Source organism: Candidatus Pelagibacter sp. HIMB1636 (assembly GCF_052047675.1).
Lineage (GTDB): Bacteria > Pseudomonadota > Alphaproteobacteria > Pelagibacterales > Pelagibacteraceae > Pelagibacter.
This window is the reverse complement of sequence record NZ_JBNAJP010000001.1, coordinates 147,376-163,296: the sequence shown is the minus strand read 5'-3', so window position 1 is coordinate 163,296 and position 15,921 is coordinate 147,376. Positions and strand designations below refer to the sequence as shown.

Genomic DNA, 15,921 nt, shown 5'->3' with positions numbered 1-15,921 from the left:
AAGTTATATGAAATTCAATAAAATTTAAATGTTAATTATTGTAACCTTTCATCATTAAAAATTCTTAATATAGTAAACTCTAGTATCAATACCTGTACTTAAAAAACTCAAAGCTTCTCCACTAACAGTAATGGTTTCATCTACCCCAACATTGTTTCCACTTACTGTAAAACCTGCATAACACTTACCTTTTTCTTGATCCCATTTAACAAAAGTTTCATCAATTTTATTTCCGTTGATTGTGTAAATCTCGTGTGCTCTAAAATTTAAAAAATTAGCACCCATAATTGCTCGTTGTGGAATTAATTTCGTAGCTTTACATACTTGCTCATATACCTCATCAGTTAATCTATAGTGGTCAGTTCCATCGAAGGATACTAATATTCCTGAAGGTAATTTAGATATTAATTCACTTAGTTTTCTTTCTTCAGCAATTCTTTGTTCTTCCAATTTCATTTTTTCTACAAGCTCTTCTCCCCCTCCAAATATTCCATTTAAAACAGCAAAAAAAGCTATCACTATTGCTGTAACAATAACTAAACCAATAAATTGCTTTGTTGAGTTTGAATTGTCTTCAGTTTTATTTAAACTATTTTCTTTTGACATTACTCTTTTAACTTTCCGTTTACCCAAGTGCCTGATTTTTGTTTTCCATCTGCCCAAGTAAATGTTCCTTGTCCATTCATAAAACCTTTGGACCATTCACCGTCATAAGTAGATCCATCTGGAAAAGTTAAAACTCCTTTTCCGCTCCATTGACTGTTTTTAAATTCACCTTTGTAAATATATCCGTTTGGCCATGTCTCAACTCCTTGACCTTCTTTTTTTGTTGCAACCCACTCACCTTCATAAGTTGTCTTATCGGTATAAATCCATTTGCCAAAACCATTTTCACAGTTTCCTTCTTTACATCCTGTACTTCGAGCAAATGCAGTTGAGTTAATTAAAGAAATTAAAAATATGAAAATTAGAAATTTTTTCATTTTGTCACTTTACACAAATTAGAATAAAAAAAAATCCCCCCCAAACAAGTTGGGGGAGATTTTAATTTTTTTAACTTTTACCCTTATTTAGTAAAAGGTTTCCAAACTGACTCGTTGTCAGCTAACCATTTTTTAGCTGCATCTTCGTGAGTCATTTTATCAACATCAACTAAAGCTGCCATCGCACCAATGTGACTTGTTGAGAATGACATCTTTTTAAATGCTGCTGCTGCGTCTGGGTGAGTTTTTGGGAAATCCTCATGAACTGCTTTTTTCAAGTATCCATCAGGAGAACCACATTTACCATCACCACCATCTTCTGGTCTGCAACCTGCTGTGTATGGAGGGAAGTCAATAAATGTAAAACCAGCACCATCTGTAAAGTTTGGTGTCCAGTTAAAGATTATAGTTCCTCTTCCTTCTTTTTCAGCCGCTGCTAATTCAGCCCAAAGTGCATCTGCACCTCCAGCAAATTTAACCCACCAAAGATCACCTAAGCCTAAAGCTTCAACTCTTTGAGGAATTAAATCACCATGCCAACTTTGAGGTCCTTCCAACATTCTTCCTTTTCCATCTGGAGAGTCAGGTGTTGTAAAGTTTTTAGCACAGTCTGGATTTTTTAAAGCTGTCCAATCTGGTAGACCTGGGCACAAACCTTTTTCAACAACCCAGTTCGGGTAACCCATATCTTCAAGAGTTCTTGCCTCATGATCACCCCAGTCAAGTAAACCACCTTTGTCTAAAGCAGTAGTAAATGACTTACCGAATGCAGACTCCCATACTTCGTGAGAAATAGTTACGTCTCCAATTCTGATTGATTCATAAACCGCTTGTGAGTCAGCGTTTACATATTTTACGTTGTTACCCATGCTTTCAAAAATTCCACCAATAACGTAAGCCATTACAATTTGAGATGACCAGTTATGAGTTGGGATTACGATGGGCTTTTTGCTATCAGCATTAGAAATTCCTGAGAAACTTACTACAGAAATAACTAGAGCAGATAATAATGACATTATTTTTTTCATTTTTTCCCCTCTATTAATATTAATATTAACACTCTATGTTAAAACGAATAGCTAGGTAAAGAATTATTAGTTCTAAAAAATATATATATATTTAATCAATAAAAATGGTGATAAAAAATATATCAATATTAAAAAATTTTAAAAATGTTTGGAACAAGTAAAGACATTAAAAATCCTGGACTAAATATTTTACCACCTGGAGTTGAACGACATATTGTAAATGGAGGTGCTCTTACTGCTTTTCAAATTTTTCCTGATGATGAAATAGAAATTATTAACGATGAAGGAAATCAAATTTGTGAAATAATTTGTTTTAATAAAGATGGAAAGTCAGAATTAGAAATTTTAAATTTAAAAGAAAATAGTCAAAAAAATTTTATAAGAGACATTTTAAATGGAAAAGATGAAACAATCTTAGCAACAAATTATCAATTAAAAAAAAGAAACCTAAATATAAAAGAGTCTAAATCATCAATAGTTTTTGATCTTGATACAAAAGCTGAAGAAAAGGTTAAACTTAAATCAAAAGATAAATGTTATGCAATCTTTGCTGCACCTGGTGAAGATATGGATGTTACCAAACAAAATCCACCAACAGATTTAACTATATTTATTAAAAGAGCAAAAATTACAAATGATAAAGAGTTAAGTGTTATACCTGATCCAGTTTTTGAACCACTTTATGAAGAAAACATAGATAAAGAAACTTCAACATCTTACCAAGTTAAAGAAGGAGATTACATTCAAGTTATAAGTCCTACTGGAAGACAATGTTCAGATTTTGTAGCATTTGATACAAAAAAATTAGAAAAAGGAATAGAAAAAGGATTAGATTGGCAAACAACTAGAACTTTTATGGGAAATACTTTTCCTGGTCCTGGATTACATTCAAAATTTTATGATACTGATCATGAACCCTTAGTAGAGGTAATAAGAGATACAGTTGGTAAACATGATACTTTTAATCTTGCATGTACTTCAAAATATTATGAAGATGCTGGTTACTTTGGTCATCCTAACTGCTCAGATAATTTAACTGAGAGTATGTCTAAATATGGAGTTCAAAAACAAAAAGGATGGCATGCAATTAATTTATTTTTTAATACATCGGCTGCTGGATTAAATTCGGTAATATCTGATGAATCTTATTCTAGACCAGGTGATTATGTAATGTTTAGAGCGTTAAAAGATTTAACAATTGGTACCACAGCTTGTCCTAGTGATATTGATGCTTGTAATTCATGGAATCCTACTGAAATTTTTGTTAGAACTTATGACAAAAATAAAGAATTTAGAAAGTCATTTGCTTTTCGAATGAAAACAGATTCAGAAAAAAAATTAACAAGAAATTCAGGTTTCCACGAACGTACATCTCAACTTACTAGAAATTTTGTTGATGCAAGAGGTTTTTGGCTTCCAAATGATTATACGAAACACGGAATAGTAAATGAATATAATGCCTGTAGAAACGATGCGGTATTAATTGATTTATCTTCACTTAGAAAATTTGAAATAATAGGTCCAGATGCTGAGGAATTATTAAACTACACACTTACAAGAAACATCAAAAAATTATCAGTTGGCCAAGTTGTATATTCTGCAATGTGTTATGAAAATGGAATGATGTTTGATGATGGAACATTATTAAGATTAAGTGAAACAGGATTTAGATGGATATGTGGTGATGAGTATGCTGGAGAATGGTTAAAAGAAATAGCGAAGAAAAAAAATTTTAATGCGAATGTTAAAAATTCAACCGACCAAATTAGTAATGTTTCTATACAAGGTCCAAAAAGTAGAGATATTTTGAAAAAGATAATTTTTACACCACCCACTCAACCATCTATTGATGAACTTGGTTGGTTTAGATTTACAATTTGTAGAATTGAAGAATTACAAGGTATTCCGCTAATTGTTTCTAGAACAGGTTATACAGGTGAACTTGGTTATGAAGTATGGTGTCATCCAAACCATGCCCCTGAAGTTTGGGATAAATTAATGGAAGCAGGAAAAGATGATGGTTTAATTCCTGCTGGTTTTGCTGCTCTTGATAAACTTAGAATAGAAGCTGGATTAATTTTATTTGGAAATGAATTTGATGGTCAACAAGACCCCTTTGAAGCAGGGATTGGTTTTGCAGTTCCCTTAAAAACAAAAGAAGAGGACTTCATTGGTAAAGAAGAATTAATAAAAAGAAAAAACAATCCACAAAAAAAATTGGTTGGATTAGAATTAATTGGAAAAGAAATTGCAGGTCATGGTGATTGTGTTCATATTGGTAGAGCTCAAGTGGGTATTGTTACAAGTGGATGTCTATCATCAACACTAAATAAAAATGTTGCTTTGTGTAGAATTGATTCTCAATATTCTGAAATTGGAACAGAAGTTGAAATTGGAAAAATAGATGGTCACCAAAAAAGAATTAGTGCAAAAGTCGTAGGGTTTCCATTCTATGATCCAACTAAATCAAGAGTAAGATCTTAAAAAATGCCAAAAGAAAAAAAAACCCTATTAGATTTCTGGGAAGAGCAAATGAAACAATCCCATACTTCTAGTAATTATTTTTTCAGAAAGTCACCTTCTCACTATCACATGATGTTATTAGTTATGTCAGCTTTTAAAGAAGGAACAAAACTATCTGTTGAAGAATTAAAAACAAAATTATTTAAAACATCTAGACCAAAATCAGCTTTGATAATTACGGAAGCTTGTGAAAAAGGATTCTTCAAACTAGAAAAAACTTCAACTGATCAGCGAATTAAAAATATAGTCCCGAGCGAGTCATTTATTAAAGAGTTTAATGACTATTTAGATACGCTCAAAAACATCAGTTATTAATAAATTTTTGATGACTGCAAAAAATATCTAATTTTTATATATAATATTTATTTCTATAAATAATTATATTAATTGCTCTCATCAAAAAATAATGTTTTGTTATGACGACATTACCTTCAAAAGCAAAAGTAGTGATAATCGGTGGTGGAATACACGGTTTAAGTACTGCATGGAAACTTTCAGAAACTTACAAAAATCCTGGCGACATAGTTGTATTAGAAAAAAAAGATACAGCTGCTGGTGCAAGTGGAATTGCATGTGGAGTTGTAAGAAATAATTATTTTCAGCCAGCAATGAGAGAATTGATGGCTCATTCAGTTTCAGTTTGGGAAAGTGATCCTAAAGCATTTAAATATAATCCAGTTGGATACTTACAAATATCTCCAGAAGTAATGCATGAAGATGTTGCAAGTATATATGAACAACAAAAAGCAATTGGATATGAGTCAGTTTTTATTGAAGGTGAAAAAGATTGCACAAATTACATGAAAGGAATTTTTGATGATTGGCAAGCTCAAGGCATCACTTCTGTACTTCATGAGAAAAAAGGTGGATACGCATTTAATAAAGATTCAATTAAAGCTTTAGAAAGTAAATCTACATCTAATGGTGTTCAAGTTATGAAAGGTGTAAGAGTAACTGGTTTTAAAAAAGGAAGTAACAGTCAAGCAGTAACTGGTGTTGAAACCGACAAAGGAACTATTGAGTGCGAACAAGTAGTTGTTGGTGCAGGACCATGGGCAAGAGATTTTTGGAATATGTTAGAGTTACCAAAGACAGCTCACATAAAAGGTAAAGATGGTAAGATGCATGAAACTGATATGTGGACTTACTGGATGCTTCAAGAAGGAGTTATCGGTGTTGAGCCAGATTTCTTAAAAACAAATGACGGTAAACAACCACCTGTAGTTCACGTTGACTCGACAGCACCTTTATACTCTGACAAAACAAAAAAATTGTTAACGGATAAAATTTGGGGAATTTATTATAAACCTGATATTGAAGGTTTAGGTGTACAAGGTGGAACTTCTCCTTACATTGTTAAAAAACATTTTGATCAAGTAAATGTTGATCCTTATGGAATTGAATCTCCAGAGTATCAAACAACAGATGCTTTTAGTGAAATGTGGTGTTCAGCACTTGCGCATTGCCAAAAAAGATTTGAAGGAAAATCAGACTTATACAGAAAAGGACCATCAGGTGGTTTAGGATGTATGACACCTGACTCTTTTCCTATCTTCGATAGATTTTTTGAAAACGTTTACATGATTGCTGATGCTAATCACGGATATAAAATGATTGGTGTTGGTGAACTTGTTGCAAAAGAAATTCTTGGTACTGAAAGTGATTTATTGAAGCCGTTTAGATTCAACCGTTACGAGAAGGGTGAACTTCATCCGACTTCTAACAGTCCGTTCCCTTGGAGTTAAACTCTAAGCCTAGACACTAATAAAATTTTCAGCTACGCTTGAATAATTAATAATTCATTGAGGGGTGAAAATGACGGATCTAGAAAAACATGTTAACCAGCCAGGTAGAGCTAAACTAGTAAAAAAAGTTCGAGAAAAAATTAACGAACTTGGAATAACTTATATTTATTATCAATTTATTTCTGTAACAGGAAGAGTTGTAGGTAAAGGTATACCTGCCGATCACTGGGAAAGAACAGCAGAAAAAGGATTTCAATTAGTTTATGGAGCAACAGCAAACTTATTTTTAGATCGTCACAATAACTACATTGGTTATGGTCCAGAAGCTATGGAGCTTGTTGGAATACCTGATCCAGAAACTTTTGTGCAACTACCTTGGGACAAAAGAGTTGGAAGAGTTTTTGTAACATGTTTTAGAAACAGAGAAGAAAGACAAAATCCAGGTGGTCACTTAACTTCAGACTGTAGAGGAAATCTAAGAATTTTCATGGATGAATTTAAGAAAAAGCATGGTCTAGAATTAAGAGTTGGTACTGAGCCTGAAATGATGTGGTTAACAAAAAATGAAGATGGAACCCCAACAGGTAAAGGTTTTTCTAAGCCATTCTGTTATCACATTGATCAATTTGAATCGTTAAGACCAGTATTTATGAAGGTAATTGAATACGCAAAAGCAATGGGACTTGATATGATTCAAGGGGACCACGAAGATGCACCAGGTCAATTAGAATTAAATTGGACTTATGATAACGTCTTAAGAAATGCAGATAGATTATCAACATACAGACAAATTTGTGCTCAAGTTGCAAGGGAACATAATTTAATAGCTTGCTTTATGACTAAACCTTTTATGGGAGTTTCTGCAAGTGGATGTCATACAAATATGTCTTTGTGGAAAGGTGGAAAAGTTAAAGTAAACAAACTTGGAAACAAAAATCTTCCAGGTGTTGAAGAAGTGTTTAGTTACGTTGAAGGTGGAACTAATACTTTTATGCCTGATACTAAAGACATGCAGTTACCAGGTAAAATTGGTTTGCAATCAATTGCAGGTATCATGGAACACTTGCCAGCACTAACAGCATTAGGATCTTCTACGGTTAACTCTTATAGAAGATTATGGGATCAAGGTTTCTGGGCGCCAGTTTATGCTGACTGGGGATACCAAAATAGAACATGTGGATTAAGGGTTTCTGCACCAGGTAGATTTGAATACCGATCAGTAGACTCTATGCATAATCCATACTTATTAGGTGCAGCATTACTAAAAGCATGTGATCATGGAATTAGTAAAAAATTAAAACCAGCTGCTCCTGAGTCTAGAAATATTTACGAAGCTCAAAAGGCTGGTAAAGATGTTAAAAAACTTCCATTAAGTCTTGGTGAAGCTTTGGCTAGACTTGCAGAGGATGAAGTAATTAAATCTGCAATGCCGGATGAAATGTATAAAGTTTTCCATTGGTACAAAAACGATGAGTGGGAAAGATTCTTGGGTGCTACAACTCAATGGGATCTGGATACTTATCTTGATTGCTTACCGTAGGTCATAAAATAATAGAAAGGGTATAAAAATATGTGTGGGATAGCAGGATTAATTCATAGAGGAAAATCCTCAAATGTTGGAAGCGAATTACAAGGTATGCTTCAAGCGTTAAAACATAGAGGTGAAGACTCAACTGGATATGCTTTGTATGGAGATACAGATGGCAAAAATTTCATCATGCGTTTTAAAGTTGGTGAGAACGTTGGAGAAGGAAGTTCGTCTGTTATGGAAGATGTTTCTGTATATGATGAAAGAAAAAAAGTTGTAGATCAAACTCTAGCTGAGATGGGAGCAAAAGTTGTTAAAGAAGAAAGAACACTTCCCTACTCTTTAAGATATGAGATTGATTACAATACAAAAGATTTGTTAGATTTTTCTCAAAGAATAGAAAGTATTCCAGGTGTAGAAATTTTATCTATGGGTAAATCATTAGAAGTTATTAAAGATTTAGGTAACGCAAAAATGGTTTGTGATAGATATAGTCTAGATAAAGTTGTTGGAACTCATGCAATAGGTCATGCTAGAATGGCGACTGAGTCTGGTGTTGATATCAAATCTGCCCACCCTTTCTGGGGCTATCCTTTTAGTGACGTTTCTGTAGTTCACAATGGTCAATTAACGAACTATTGGAACAACAGAAGAGTGTTGGAAAATAAAGGAATGAGATTTATGTCTGAGTGTGACTCAGAATTAATCGCAGTTTATCTTGCAGAAAAAATGAGAGATGGTGCAACTTTAGAAGAAGGCATGAAAGAGAGTTTAACTGGTTTAGATGGTGTATTTACTTATTTTGTTGCTACAAAAGACTCTTTAGGAATGGCTAAAGACACTATGGCTGCAAAACCTTTAGTTTTATATGAATCAGATGATTTAGTTGCAATGGGATCAGAGGAGATAGCTATTAGATCAGTGTTACCACAAGAAATAGACACATATGATCCATTTGATGGGGAGGTTAAAGTATGGCAAATCTAAAAACAGTATCAAAAAAATCTAAAGCCCAATCAATGGGTATGCATACCGAAGTTCTAACAGGAAGAACTCAACAAAAATTCTTTAACCCAGATGAGGCAGAGAATTTTTATTACTTTGGAACTTATGACGTAGACTTTAACAAAAGAACTGATCTTGACGTTAAAGATATGACTGCTGCGGAGGCTAATAAAGAAATTGATAATTTAATGAGCCAAGGTTACGGAACAATTGTAATCAAAAACCCTCAAGGAAAACACAGTTTGGGTGTGGGTATCCTTAATAAATTAAATTTAATTTTTGAAGGAAGTTTAGGTTATTTTGGAATTGGTTCATGTGATGGACCAATTGTAAGAATCAATGGAAGAGTTGGTTGGTCTTGTGCAGAAAACTTGATGGCTGGTAAAGTTGTAATTGAGAAAAACGCTGGATCTTGTTTTGGTGCAGCAATCAGAGGTGGAGATTTAATCTGCAAAGGTAGCGTTGGTGCTAGAACTGGTATTGACATGAAAGGTGGAACTATCATTATTGGTGGTGACGCAGGTGCTTTCACTGGTTTTATGATGCAAAGAGGAAGAATAATAATTCTTGGAGATGTTGGAATTAACCTGGGCGACTCAATGTACGATGGGACAATATTCGTAGGAGGAGAAATTGGATCTTATGGTAGTGATGCTGTAGATGCTGAATTAACAGCAAGCGATCAAGATTGGCTAAAAAGAAAATTAAAAGTTGCTGAAATTGGTGAAAATTTTGACGTTAGTAAAATGAAAAAAATTGTAGCTGGTAAAAAACTTTGGAATTACGATAATTTAGAACCTACAGAGAAGAAGGGAGCAATTTAATGCCTAAGAAAAAAAGTAAAAAGAACGGTAAAGGCGTTGGTGGAAAAGCTGACGTTCATGTTCATGAAGAGGGTAAAAGAAATAAAAGTCTACTAGGACACAATGCTATTTTTACTCCTGAAGTAATAGACGACATTCACATCAAATCTCAATTAGGAAGATACAGAATGCGTGGAATGGCATTAATGAAAAAAATTCCAACATTTGATGATTTGGTATTTTTGCCTGGAACACTTACAAGATTTGTAATCGAAGGTTACAGAGAAAAATGTGAAACTAAAACTGTAATTGGTCCAAGATGCGAAAACCCAATTGAATTAGATATACCTGTTTACATTACAGGAATGAGTTTTGGTGCACTTTCATATGAAGCAAAAACTGCTTTAGCAAGAGGAGCTACTATGGCAGGAAGTGCTACTTGTTCAGGTGAAGGTGGAATGATACCAGATGAAAGAAGATATTCAGAGAAATGGTATTACCAATGTATTCAATCAAGATATGGTTTCAATCCTCATCACGCTCAATTGGCTGATGGAATTGAAGTATTTATTGGACAAGGACAAAAAGTTGGTATGGGTGGACACTTAATGGGTCAAAAAGTAACCGACCAAGTTGCAGAAATGAGATCACTACCATCTGGTATTGACCAAAGATCACCTGCAAGACACCCTGACTGGTTAGGTCCAGATGATTTAGCTCTAAAAGTTGAAGAGTTAAGACAATTGACAAAAAATAAAGTTCCAATTCAATTAAAACTTGGTGCATCTAAAGTTTATGATGATGTGCGTATGGCTGCAAAATGTGACCCAGACTCTATTTATCTAGATGGTATGGAAGGATCTACTGGAGCAGGACCACACATTGCTGCTGCAAATACTGGAATTCCAGGAATTGCTGCTATTAGAGAAGCAAGAAGAGCAATTGATGATGTGGGTAAAACTGGAAAAGTAACGTTAATCTATGCAGGTGGTGTAAGAGATGGTGCTGATATGGCAAAAGCTTTAGCTCTTGGAGCTGATGCAATTGCTATTGGTACTGGATCAATGATTGCACTTAACTGCAACAAAGATATTCCAGAAGCTGATTTCGAAAAAGAAATGGGTGTAAAAGCTGGAGAGTGTTATCACTGCCACACTGGAAGATGTCCAGTTGGTGTTGCTACTCAGGATCCAAAATTAAGAGCAAGATTAAATCCTGATGATGCAGCGTTGAGAGTATATAACTATCTACACTCAATGACTTTGGAAGCTCAATTGTTAGCTAGAGCTTGTGGTAAGACGAATATTCATTCGTTAGAACCAGAAGATTTAGCGGCTTTAACTTCTGAAGCTTCTGCATTAGCGAAAGTTCCACTTGCAGGTACAAACTACACTGTAGGTGTTGATAACTATCACAAAATATAAGAGGTAACGATGGCTAAAAAGAAAACTAAAAAAACTAAATCGAAAGCTAAAGTTTCAAAAGTTAAGTTTGGAGTAAAAAAACAAACTGCTAGAGAAAAAATGATAGGCCAGTCGATTGGTTATAGATACGACGTTAACCTGTTGCCTGATTATAATAAAATAACTCCATTCTTAAAAAAATATATTGAGGCAATGGGATGGGATGATTTAAATTGGTTGGAAGATGTACACATGGGTTACGAAGAAGGAAGACCTGCAGTGTTTTGCAGAAATGCAAATGGATGGGTAACAATTCCAAAATCAATTAAACTTCCTAACAATCAACAAGACAGAGATATGATTGCAAGAGAGCTTCTGGTTAAGTTTCAAATGTCTCCAAAACATCCTCTTGTTGATTTGAAAAAGGCATATCTAAAATTTTAAATAACAATCAATAGTTGATTTCAATTCTAAAAACCTAGTGACCACACTAGGTTTTTAGTTTATCTTTATATTTGTAAGTAACCTAATAATTTTATAGGGTTTAGGATAACAAATATGGGGAGAGAATATGACTGATCAGTTAGCTGCTCTTACTACCATATTTACAGAGTTCTACTACTGGGTAACAGTGGTGCTGATGTTCTTAATTCACGTTGGATTCTGTATGTATGAAGTTGGAGCTTCTCGATATAAACACCATCAACATACTCTTATGAAAAACACAATGCTGATACCTTTGGTAACAGTAACTTGGTTTTTATTTGGTTGGTGGATTTACTGGGCTTTTCCAACAGGACCTGGATTAGCACCTTCAATAATGAATGAGAGTACTGCTCTAATCACAGATGAGTCTGCGTTTAGTGCTACTTGGTATACAGCTACAAGTGAACTTATGGCAATCAATCTAGGGGATCACATTTCTGGTGTCTTCTGGGCTGCTTTCCTTCTGTTTTCTTGGACAGCTGCTTCTATCGTTTCAGGAGCAATCATTGAAAGAATTACAACATTTGCATTTGGTATTTTAGCAATCGCAATTGGATCTGTATTTTGGACAATTGATGCTGCTTGGGGATGGCACTTTGATGGATGGATGTTAAAACTTTTAGGATACCATGATGCATATGCATCAGGAGTAATTCACGCAATAGCGGGTGGATTTGCTTTAGGTGTTCTTGTTGTTTTAGGTCCAAGAATTGGAAAATTCTCATCAAGTGGTGAACCTAGAAATATAGGGCCTAGAAATCCTTGGCTAGTAACAGTTGGATTATTTTTAATTTATACTGGTTTCTGGGGATTTTATGCTGCATGTAACATTCCAATTTTTGACTTAGGTCCAGAATATGGAATGGAAGGTATATCTTATTGGACAGCTACAAACATTTACGTAACTCCTACTACACTTAGTGGTATTACCTTTAACTTCTTGATGTCATTATCAGGAGGATTACTGGCCGGATATTGGATTGCTAAAGGTGATCCTTTCTGGACATACTCTAGTGGACTAGCAGGTGTTATCTGTGCTTCAGCTGGAAATGACTTATATCATCCAATTCAATCAATGATCATTGGTATGATTGGTGTTGTGATTGCATACAAACTACATTACTGGGTTGAACGAAAGTTCAAAATCGATGATGCAGTTGGTGCAGTAGCAGTTCACGGTTATGCGGGATTTGTTGGTCTTGTAATTTGTGGTTTTGTTTTATGGGGCTACCCTTCATCTGGTTATAGTGTGGGTGCTATGTGGGATGGAACTACTTATGCAACAATCAATCCTCTTGGACAGTTCATCGGAGCAATAATTATGTTTGTTGTTCTTGGACTAATACCAGGCTATGTCATAGCTAAAGTGCTTCACGGTATGGGTAAATTAAGAATCCCTCGGGAGGTAGAAATAGCTGGACTAGATTATGAAATGATGGAGGCTGCTAAAGAAGATGAAAAAGCAGTTTCATCTGCAACCAGGTAAAGGAGAAATATATGGCTACAGTAACAAACTGGATAGATCACCTTAACAAGCCAGCTGAAGAAGTAGTTGGCGCTGTTTACCCTGGTGCTGGATCTAGTGAAGGTATACTGGTAATCATTGCTATTATTTTATGGATTGGTTGGCACGTCTTAACTGCAAAATCTGAAAGTGATGAACTTTCAAGATTAGCAAAGAAGAGACATGGTGCTAATGATCATAAAAGCAATATTACCGATTGGTAATTAAAATAAAAATTTGGGCGCTGTTTTAATTAATAGCGCCCTTTTTAATTTAAATTTTTTATGACAGATGAAAATGAAGAATTAAGACCCTCAAAAATGAGAGGAGTTGTATTTCCTAAAGCTAAATACGGTGTAATTTTAGCAATAATAATTATTATAGTTGTAAATCTAATTTATTATAAAGAAACTATCTTATCTTTTTTTAAATAATTATGTTAAGCTAGTTAATGGCTAAAAACTTATTTAAAATTGCAAAACAAAAAAAAATTAAATATTTTTTAATTAGCTTTGTCGATCTTTTTGGAGTTTTAAGATCAAAACTTGTTCCAGCTCATGCAATCAAAGAAATGCAAACTGCAGGTGCTGGCTTTGCTGGTTTTGCGGCATGGCTAGATATGACGCCAGCAGACTCTGATATGTTTGGGATCCCTGATCCTGATAGCTTGATTCAATTGCCATGGAATAAAGAAGTTGGATGGTTAGCATCTGATTTATGGATGAACGGTAAACCAGTGGAAGCATCGCCAAGAGTAATGTTAAAAAATCAAATTAAAAAACTTAAAAAACAAAATTTAACAATGAAGTCAGGTGTTGAATGTGAATATTTTTTAATATCACCTGATGGAGAGTCAATTGCAGATCCAAGAGATACTCAATCAAAACCTTGTTATGATCAATCTGCATTGATGAGAAGATATGATTTAATTAAAGAAATTTGCGACTGTATGATTGAAATGGGATGGGGTCCTTATCAAAATGACCATGAGGACGCAAACGGACAGTTTGAAATGAATTGGGATTACTCTGACTGCTTAGAAACTGCAGACAGACATACCTTTTTTAAATACATGGTTAAAACAATTGCTGAAAAACACGGATTAAGAGCAACATTCATGCCTAAACCTTTTAACAATTTAACAGGTAATGGGTGTCATGCTCATGTTTCAGTTTGGCAAGGTAAGAAAAATAAGTTTCTAGATAAGTCTGATAAACTTGGATTAAGTAAAATTGCATATAATTTTTTAGGTGGAGTAATTAAAAATGCATCATCGTTGTCAGCATTCTTTAATCCAACAATTAATAGTTATCGAAGAATTAATGCACCACCTACAAAATCTGGAGCATCATGGTCACCAAGTAGTATTTCTTACACTGGGAACAACCGAACACATATGATTAGAATTCCTGATCCAGGAAGGTTTGAATTAAGATTAATGGATGGATCAGCAAATCCATATTTATTACAAGCTAGTATTTTGGCTGCTGGCTTAGATGGCATCAAAAATAAAATCGATCCCGGTAATCCTTTGCATTGCAATATGTACGAAGACTTTGCAAAATATCCTGACTTACCAAAATTACCAGATGAGTTAGATCAATCACTTTCTCAATTAAAAGATAATAAAAGTATGAATGAAGCTTTTGGATCAGGTGTTATTTCAAGTTATATAAAATTAAGAGATACAGAAATTAAAGAATTTAAATCAAAAGAAAGTTTTGATAAAACCAAAGCAGTCACTAAGTGGGAAAAAAATAATACATTAGATTGTTAGTTTATGAGTATTTTATCTAACGGTCATCAATGGAAATTAACTGAATTTGTAGATAATAAAAAATATTCATTTGATAAAGATCAAATTTTAAGCTCATTAACCTCAACAGATATAGATGATGCTTACAATTCTATCTCAAAATGGGAAGGATACTCCCCTACACCCTTAATTAAATTAAACAAATTATCTAAAGAATTAAATTTAAAAAATATTTTTTATAAAGACGAAAATAAAAGATTTAATTTAAAATCTTTTAAAGCCCTAGGGGGAGCTTATGCAGTTGAAAAAGTTACTAAAGGAAATAAAGAAATAGTTGTAGCGACTGCTACCGCTGGAAACCATGGTAGATCTGTTGCTTGGGGTGCAAAAAGATTAGGTTTAAAATGTAAAATTTTCATAAGTGAATTTGTAAGTGATGCAAGAGGCAAAGCTATGGAAGCACTTGGTGCAGAAGTTATAAAGGTTAAAGGCAATTACGAAAATTCTTTGATTGAATGCATAAAACAATCTACAGAAAATAATTGGCAAATTGTTCAGGATGTTGCTTGGAAAGATTATATGCTGGTACCCAAATATACAATGGCTGGTTATTCAGTCATGATGAAGGAAATAGCTGAACAAATTAATAATGAAAAAATTTCTCATATTATTTTACAAGCTGGAGTTGGTGGCATGGCTGGTGCAATGGTAGCTGGGATAGCAAGATATTTAGATAATATTCCAACAGTAATTGTCGTAGAACCAGATAGTGCAGCTTGTGTTATGGAAAGCATTAAAACTGGAAAGATAGAAAAAATTGATATTAAAAGAGAAAGTTTAATGGGCGGGATGTCATGTGGAGAAGTGTCACTTGTGCCATGGGAAATCTTAAAAAACTCAGTTAAACACTGTATAAGTTTACCAGATGATGATATTGCAAAAACTATGAAATTACTTGGAAATGCAAGCTTTAGTGAAGAGAGTATAATTGCAGGTGAAAATGCTGCACCAGGTGTAATTAGTTTAATTGCAAGCTGCGAAGATGAAACAATTAAGACAAAAATTGATCTTAATGAAAATTCTAATGTATTAATTTTTGGTTGCGAGGGTGATACCGATCAAGAAATGTATCAAAAATTAGTAAATCAAAAATAACT

16 protein-coding genes are annotated in these 15,921 nt (G+C 33.9%); 13 read left to right on the top strand and 3 right to left on the bottom strand.

What is annotated here, in order from left to right; genetic code table 11:
• Positions 1-54: 54 nt before the first annotated feature.
• From ACTTA6_RS00845 to ACTTA6_RS00835, 3 genes are all read right to left on the bottom strand, one after another.
• Entirely contained in the window at positions 55-606 is a 552-nt protein-coding gene (locus ACTTA6_RS00845; RefSeq protein WP_440614093.1) for a hypothetical protein, read from the bottom strand.
• Positions 606-983 (bottom strand): MORN repeat-containing protein, encoded by a 378-nt coding sequence (locus ACTTA6_RS00840; RefSeq protein ID WP_440614092.1) that lies wholly within the window; start codon positions 981-983, stop codon positions 606-608. Before ACTTA6_RS00840 ends, ACTTA6_RS00845 begins: the two co-directional genes overlap by 1 nt.
• An 83-nt stretch (positions 984-1,066) precedes the next feature.
• Positions 1,067-2,011 carry an ABC transporter substrate-binding protein gene (locus ACTTA6_RS00835; protein ID WP_262590397.1) on the bottom strand — a complete coding sequence of 315 codons (945 nt, stop codon included), beginning with the start codon at positions 2,009-2,011 and terminating at the stop codon, positions 1,067-1,069.
• Positions 2,012-2,155: 144 nt separating this feature from the next.
• Here ACTTA6_RS00835 and gcvT point away from each other — a divergent pair, with 144 nt between their 5' ends.
• From gcvT to ACTTA6_RS00770, 13 genes are all read left to right on the top strand, one after another.
• A complete protein-coding gene (gene gcvT / locus ACTTA6_RS00830; RefSeq protein WP_440614091.1) occupies positions 2,156-4,495 on the top strand; it encodes a glycine cleavage system aminomethyltransferase GcvT in 2,340 nt (779 codons plus the stop codon).
• A gap of 3 nt (positions 4,496-4,498) precedes the next feature.
• Positions 4,499-4,849 (top strand): hypothetical protein, encoded by a 351-nt coding sequence (locus tag ACTTA6_RS00825; RefSeq protein WP_262590395.1) that lies wholly within the window; start codon positions 4,499-4,501, stop codon positions 4,847-4,849.
• Positions 4,850-4,950: 101 nt separating this feature from the next.
• Entirely contained in the window at positions 4,951-6,279 is a 1,329-nt protein-coding gene (locus ACTTA6_RS00820) for an NAD(P)/FAD-dependent oxidoreductase (RefSeq protein ID WP_440614090.1), read from the top strand.
• Positions 6,280-6,349: 70 nt separating this feature from the next.
• Positions 6,350-7,819, top strand: a complete 1,470-nt coding sequence (locus ACTTA6_RS00815) for a glutamine synthetase family protein (protein ID WP_440614089.1) — start codon at positions 6,350-6,352, stop codon at positions 7,817-7,819.
• A gap of 30 nt (positions 7,820-7,849) precedes the next feature.
• The gene (locus ACTTA6_RS00810; protein ID WP_075506194.1) at positions 7,850-8,794 is read left to right on the top strand and encodes a glutamine amidotransferase; all 945 of its coding nucleotides are present in this window, start codon (positions 7,850-7,852) and stop codon (positions 8,792-8,794) included.
• Complete coding sequence (locus ACTTA6_RS00805) at positions 8,782-9,636, top strand: GXGXG motif-containing protein (protein ID WP_262590392.1); 855 nt, start codon at positions 8,782-8,784, stop codon at positions 9,634-9,636. The genes ACTTA6_RS00810 and ACTTA6_RS00805 overlap by 13 nt, the downstream gene beginning before the upstream one ends.
• Positions 9,636-11,039, top strand: coding sequence for an FMN-binding glutamate synthase family protein (locus ACTTA6_RS00800; RefSeq protein WP_262590391.1), 1,404 nt, complete (start codon positions 9,636-9,638; stop codon positions 11,037-11,039). The genes ACTTA6_RS00805 and ACTTA6_RS00800 overlap by 1 nt, the downstream gene beginning before the upstream one ends.
• 9 nt (positions 11,040-11,048) lie before the next feature.
• A complete protein-coding gene (locus ACTTA6_RS00795; RefSeq protein WP_440614088.1) occupies positions 11,049-11,462 on the top strand; it encodes a hypothetical protein in 414 nt (137 codons plus the stop codon).
• A 127-nt stretch (positions 11,463-11,589) separates the two neighbouring features.
• Positions 11,590-12,990, top strand: coding sequence for an ammonium transporter (locus ACTTA6_RS00790; protein ID WP_262590390.1), 1,401 nt, complete (start codon positions 11,590-11,592; stop codon positions 12,988-12,990).
• A gap of 11 nt (positions 12,991-13,001) precedes the next feature.
• Positions 13,002-13,232, top strand: coding sequence for a hypothetical protein (locus ACTTA6_RS00785; protein WP_440614087.1), 231 nt, complete (start codon positions 13,002-13,004; stop codon positions 13,230-13,232).
• A 60-nt stretch (positions 13,233-13,292) separates the two neighbouring features.
• Positions 13,293-13,442: a hypothetical protein gene (locus ACTTA6_RS00780; RefSeq protein ID WP_428079744.1), complete on the top strand. Its 150-nt coding sequence runs from the start codon at positions 13,293-13,295 to the stop codon at positions 13,440-13,442.
• 17 nt (positions 13,443-13,459) lie between these two features.
• Positions 13,460-14,785 (top strand): type III glutamate--ammonia ligase, encoded by a 1,326-nt coding sequence (gene glnT, locus ACTTA6_RS00775; protein ID WP_440614086.1) that lies wholly within the window; start codon positions 13,460-13,462, stop codon positions 14,783-14,785.
• A 3-nt stretch (positions 14,786-14,788) separates the two neighbouring features.
• Positions 14,789-15,919, top strand: a complete 1,131-nt coding sequence (locus ACTTA6_RS00770; protein WP_440614085.1) for a diaminopropionate ammonia-lyase — start codon at positions 14,789-14,791, stop codon at positions 15,917-15,919.
• The last annotated feature ends 2 nt before the right edge of the window (positions 15,920-15,921 follow it).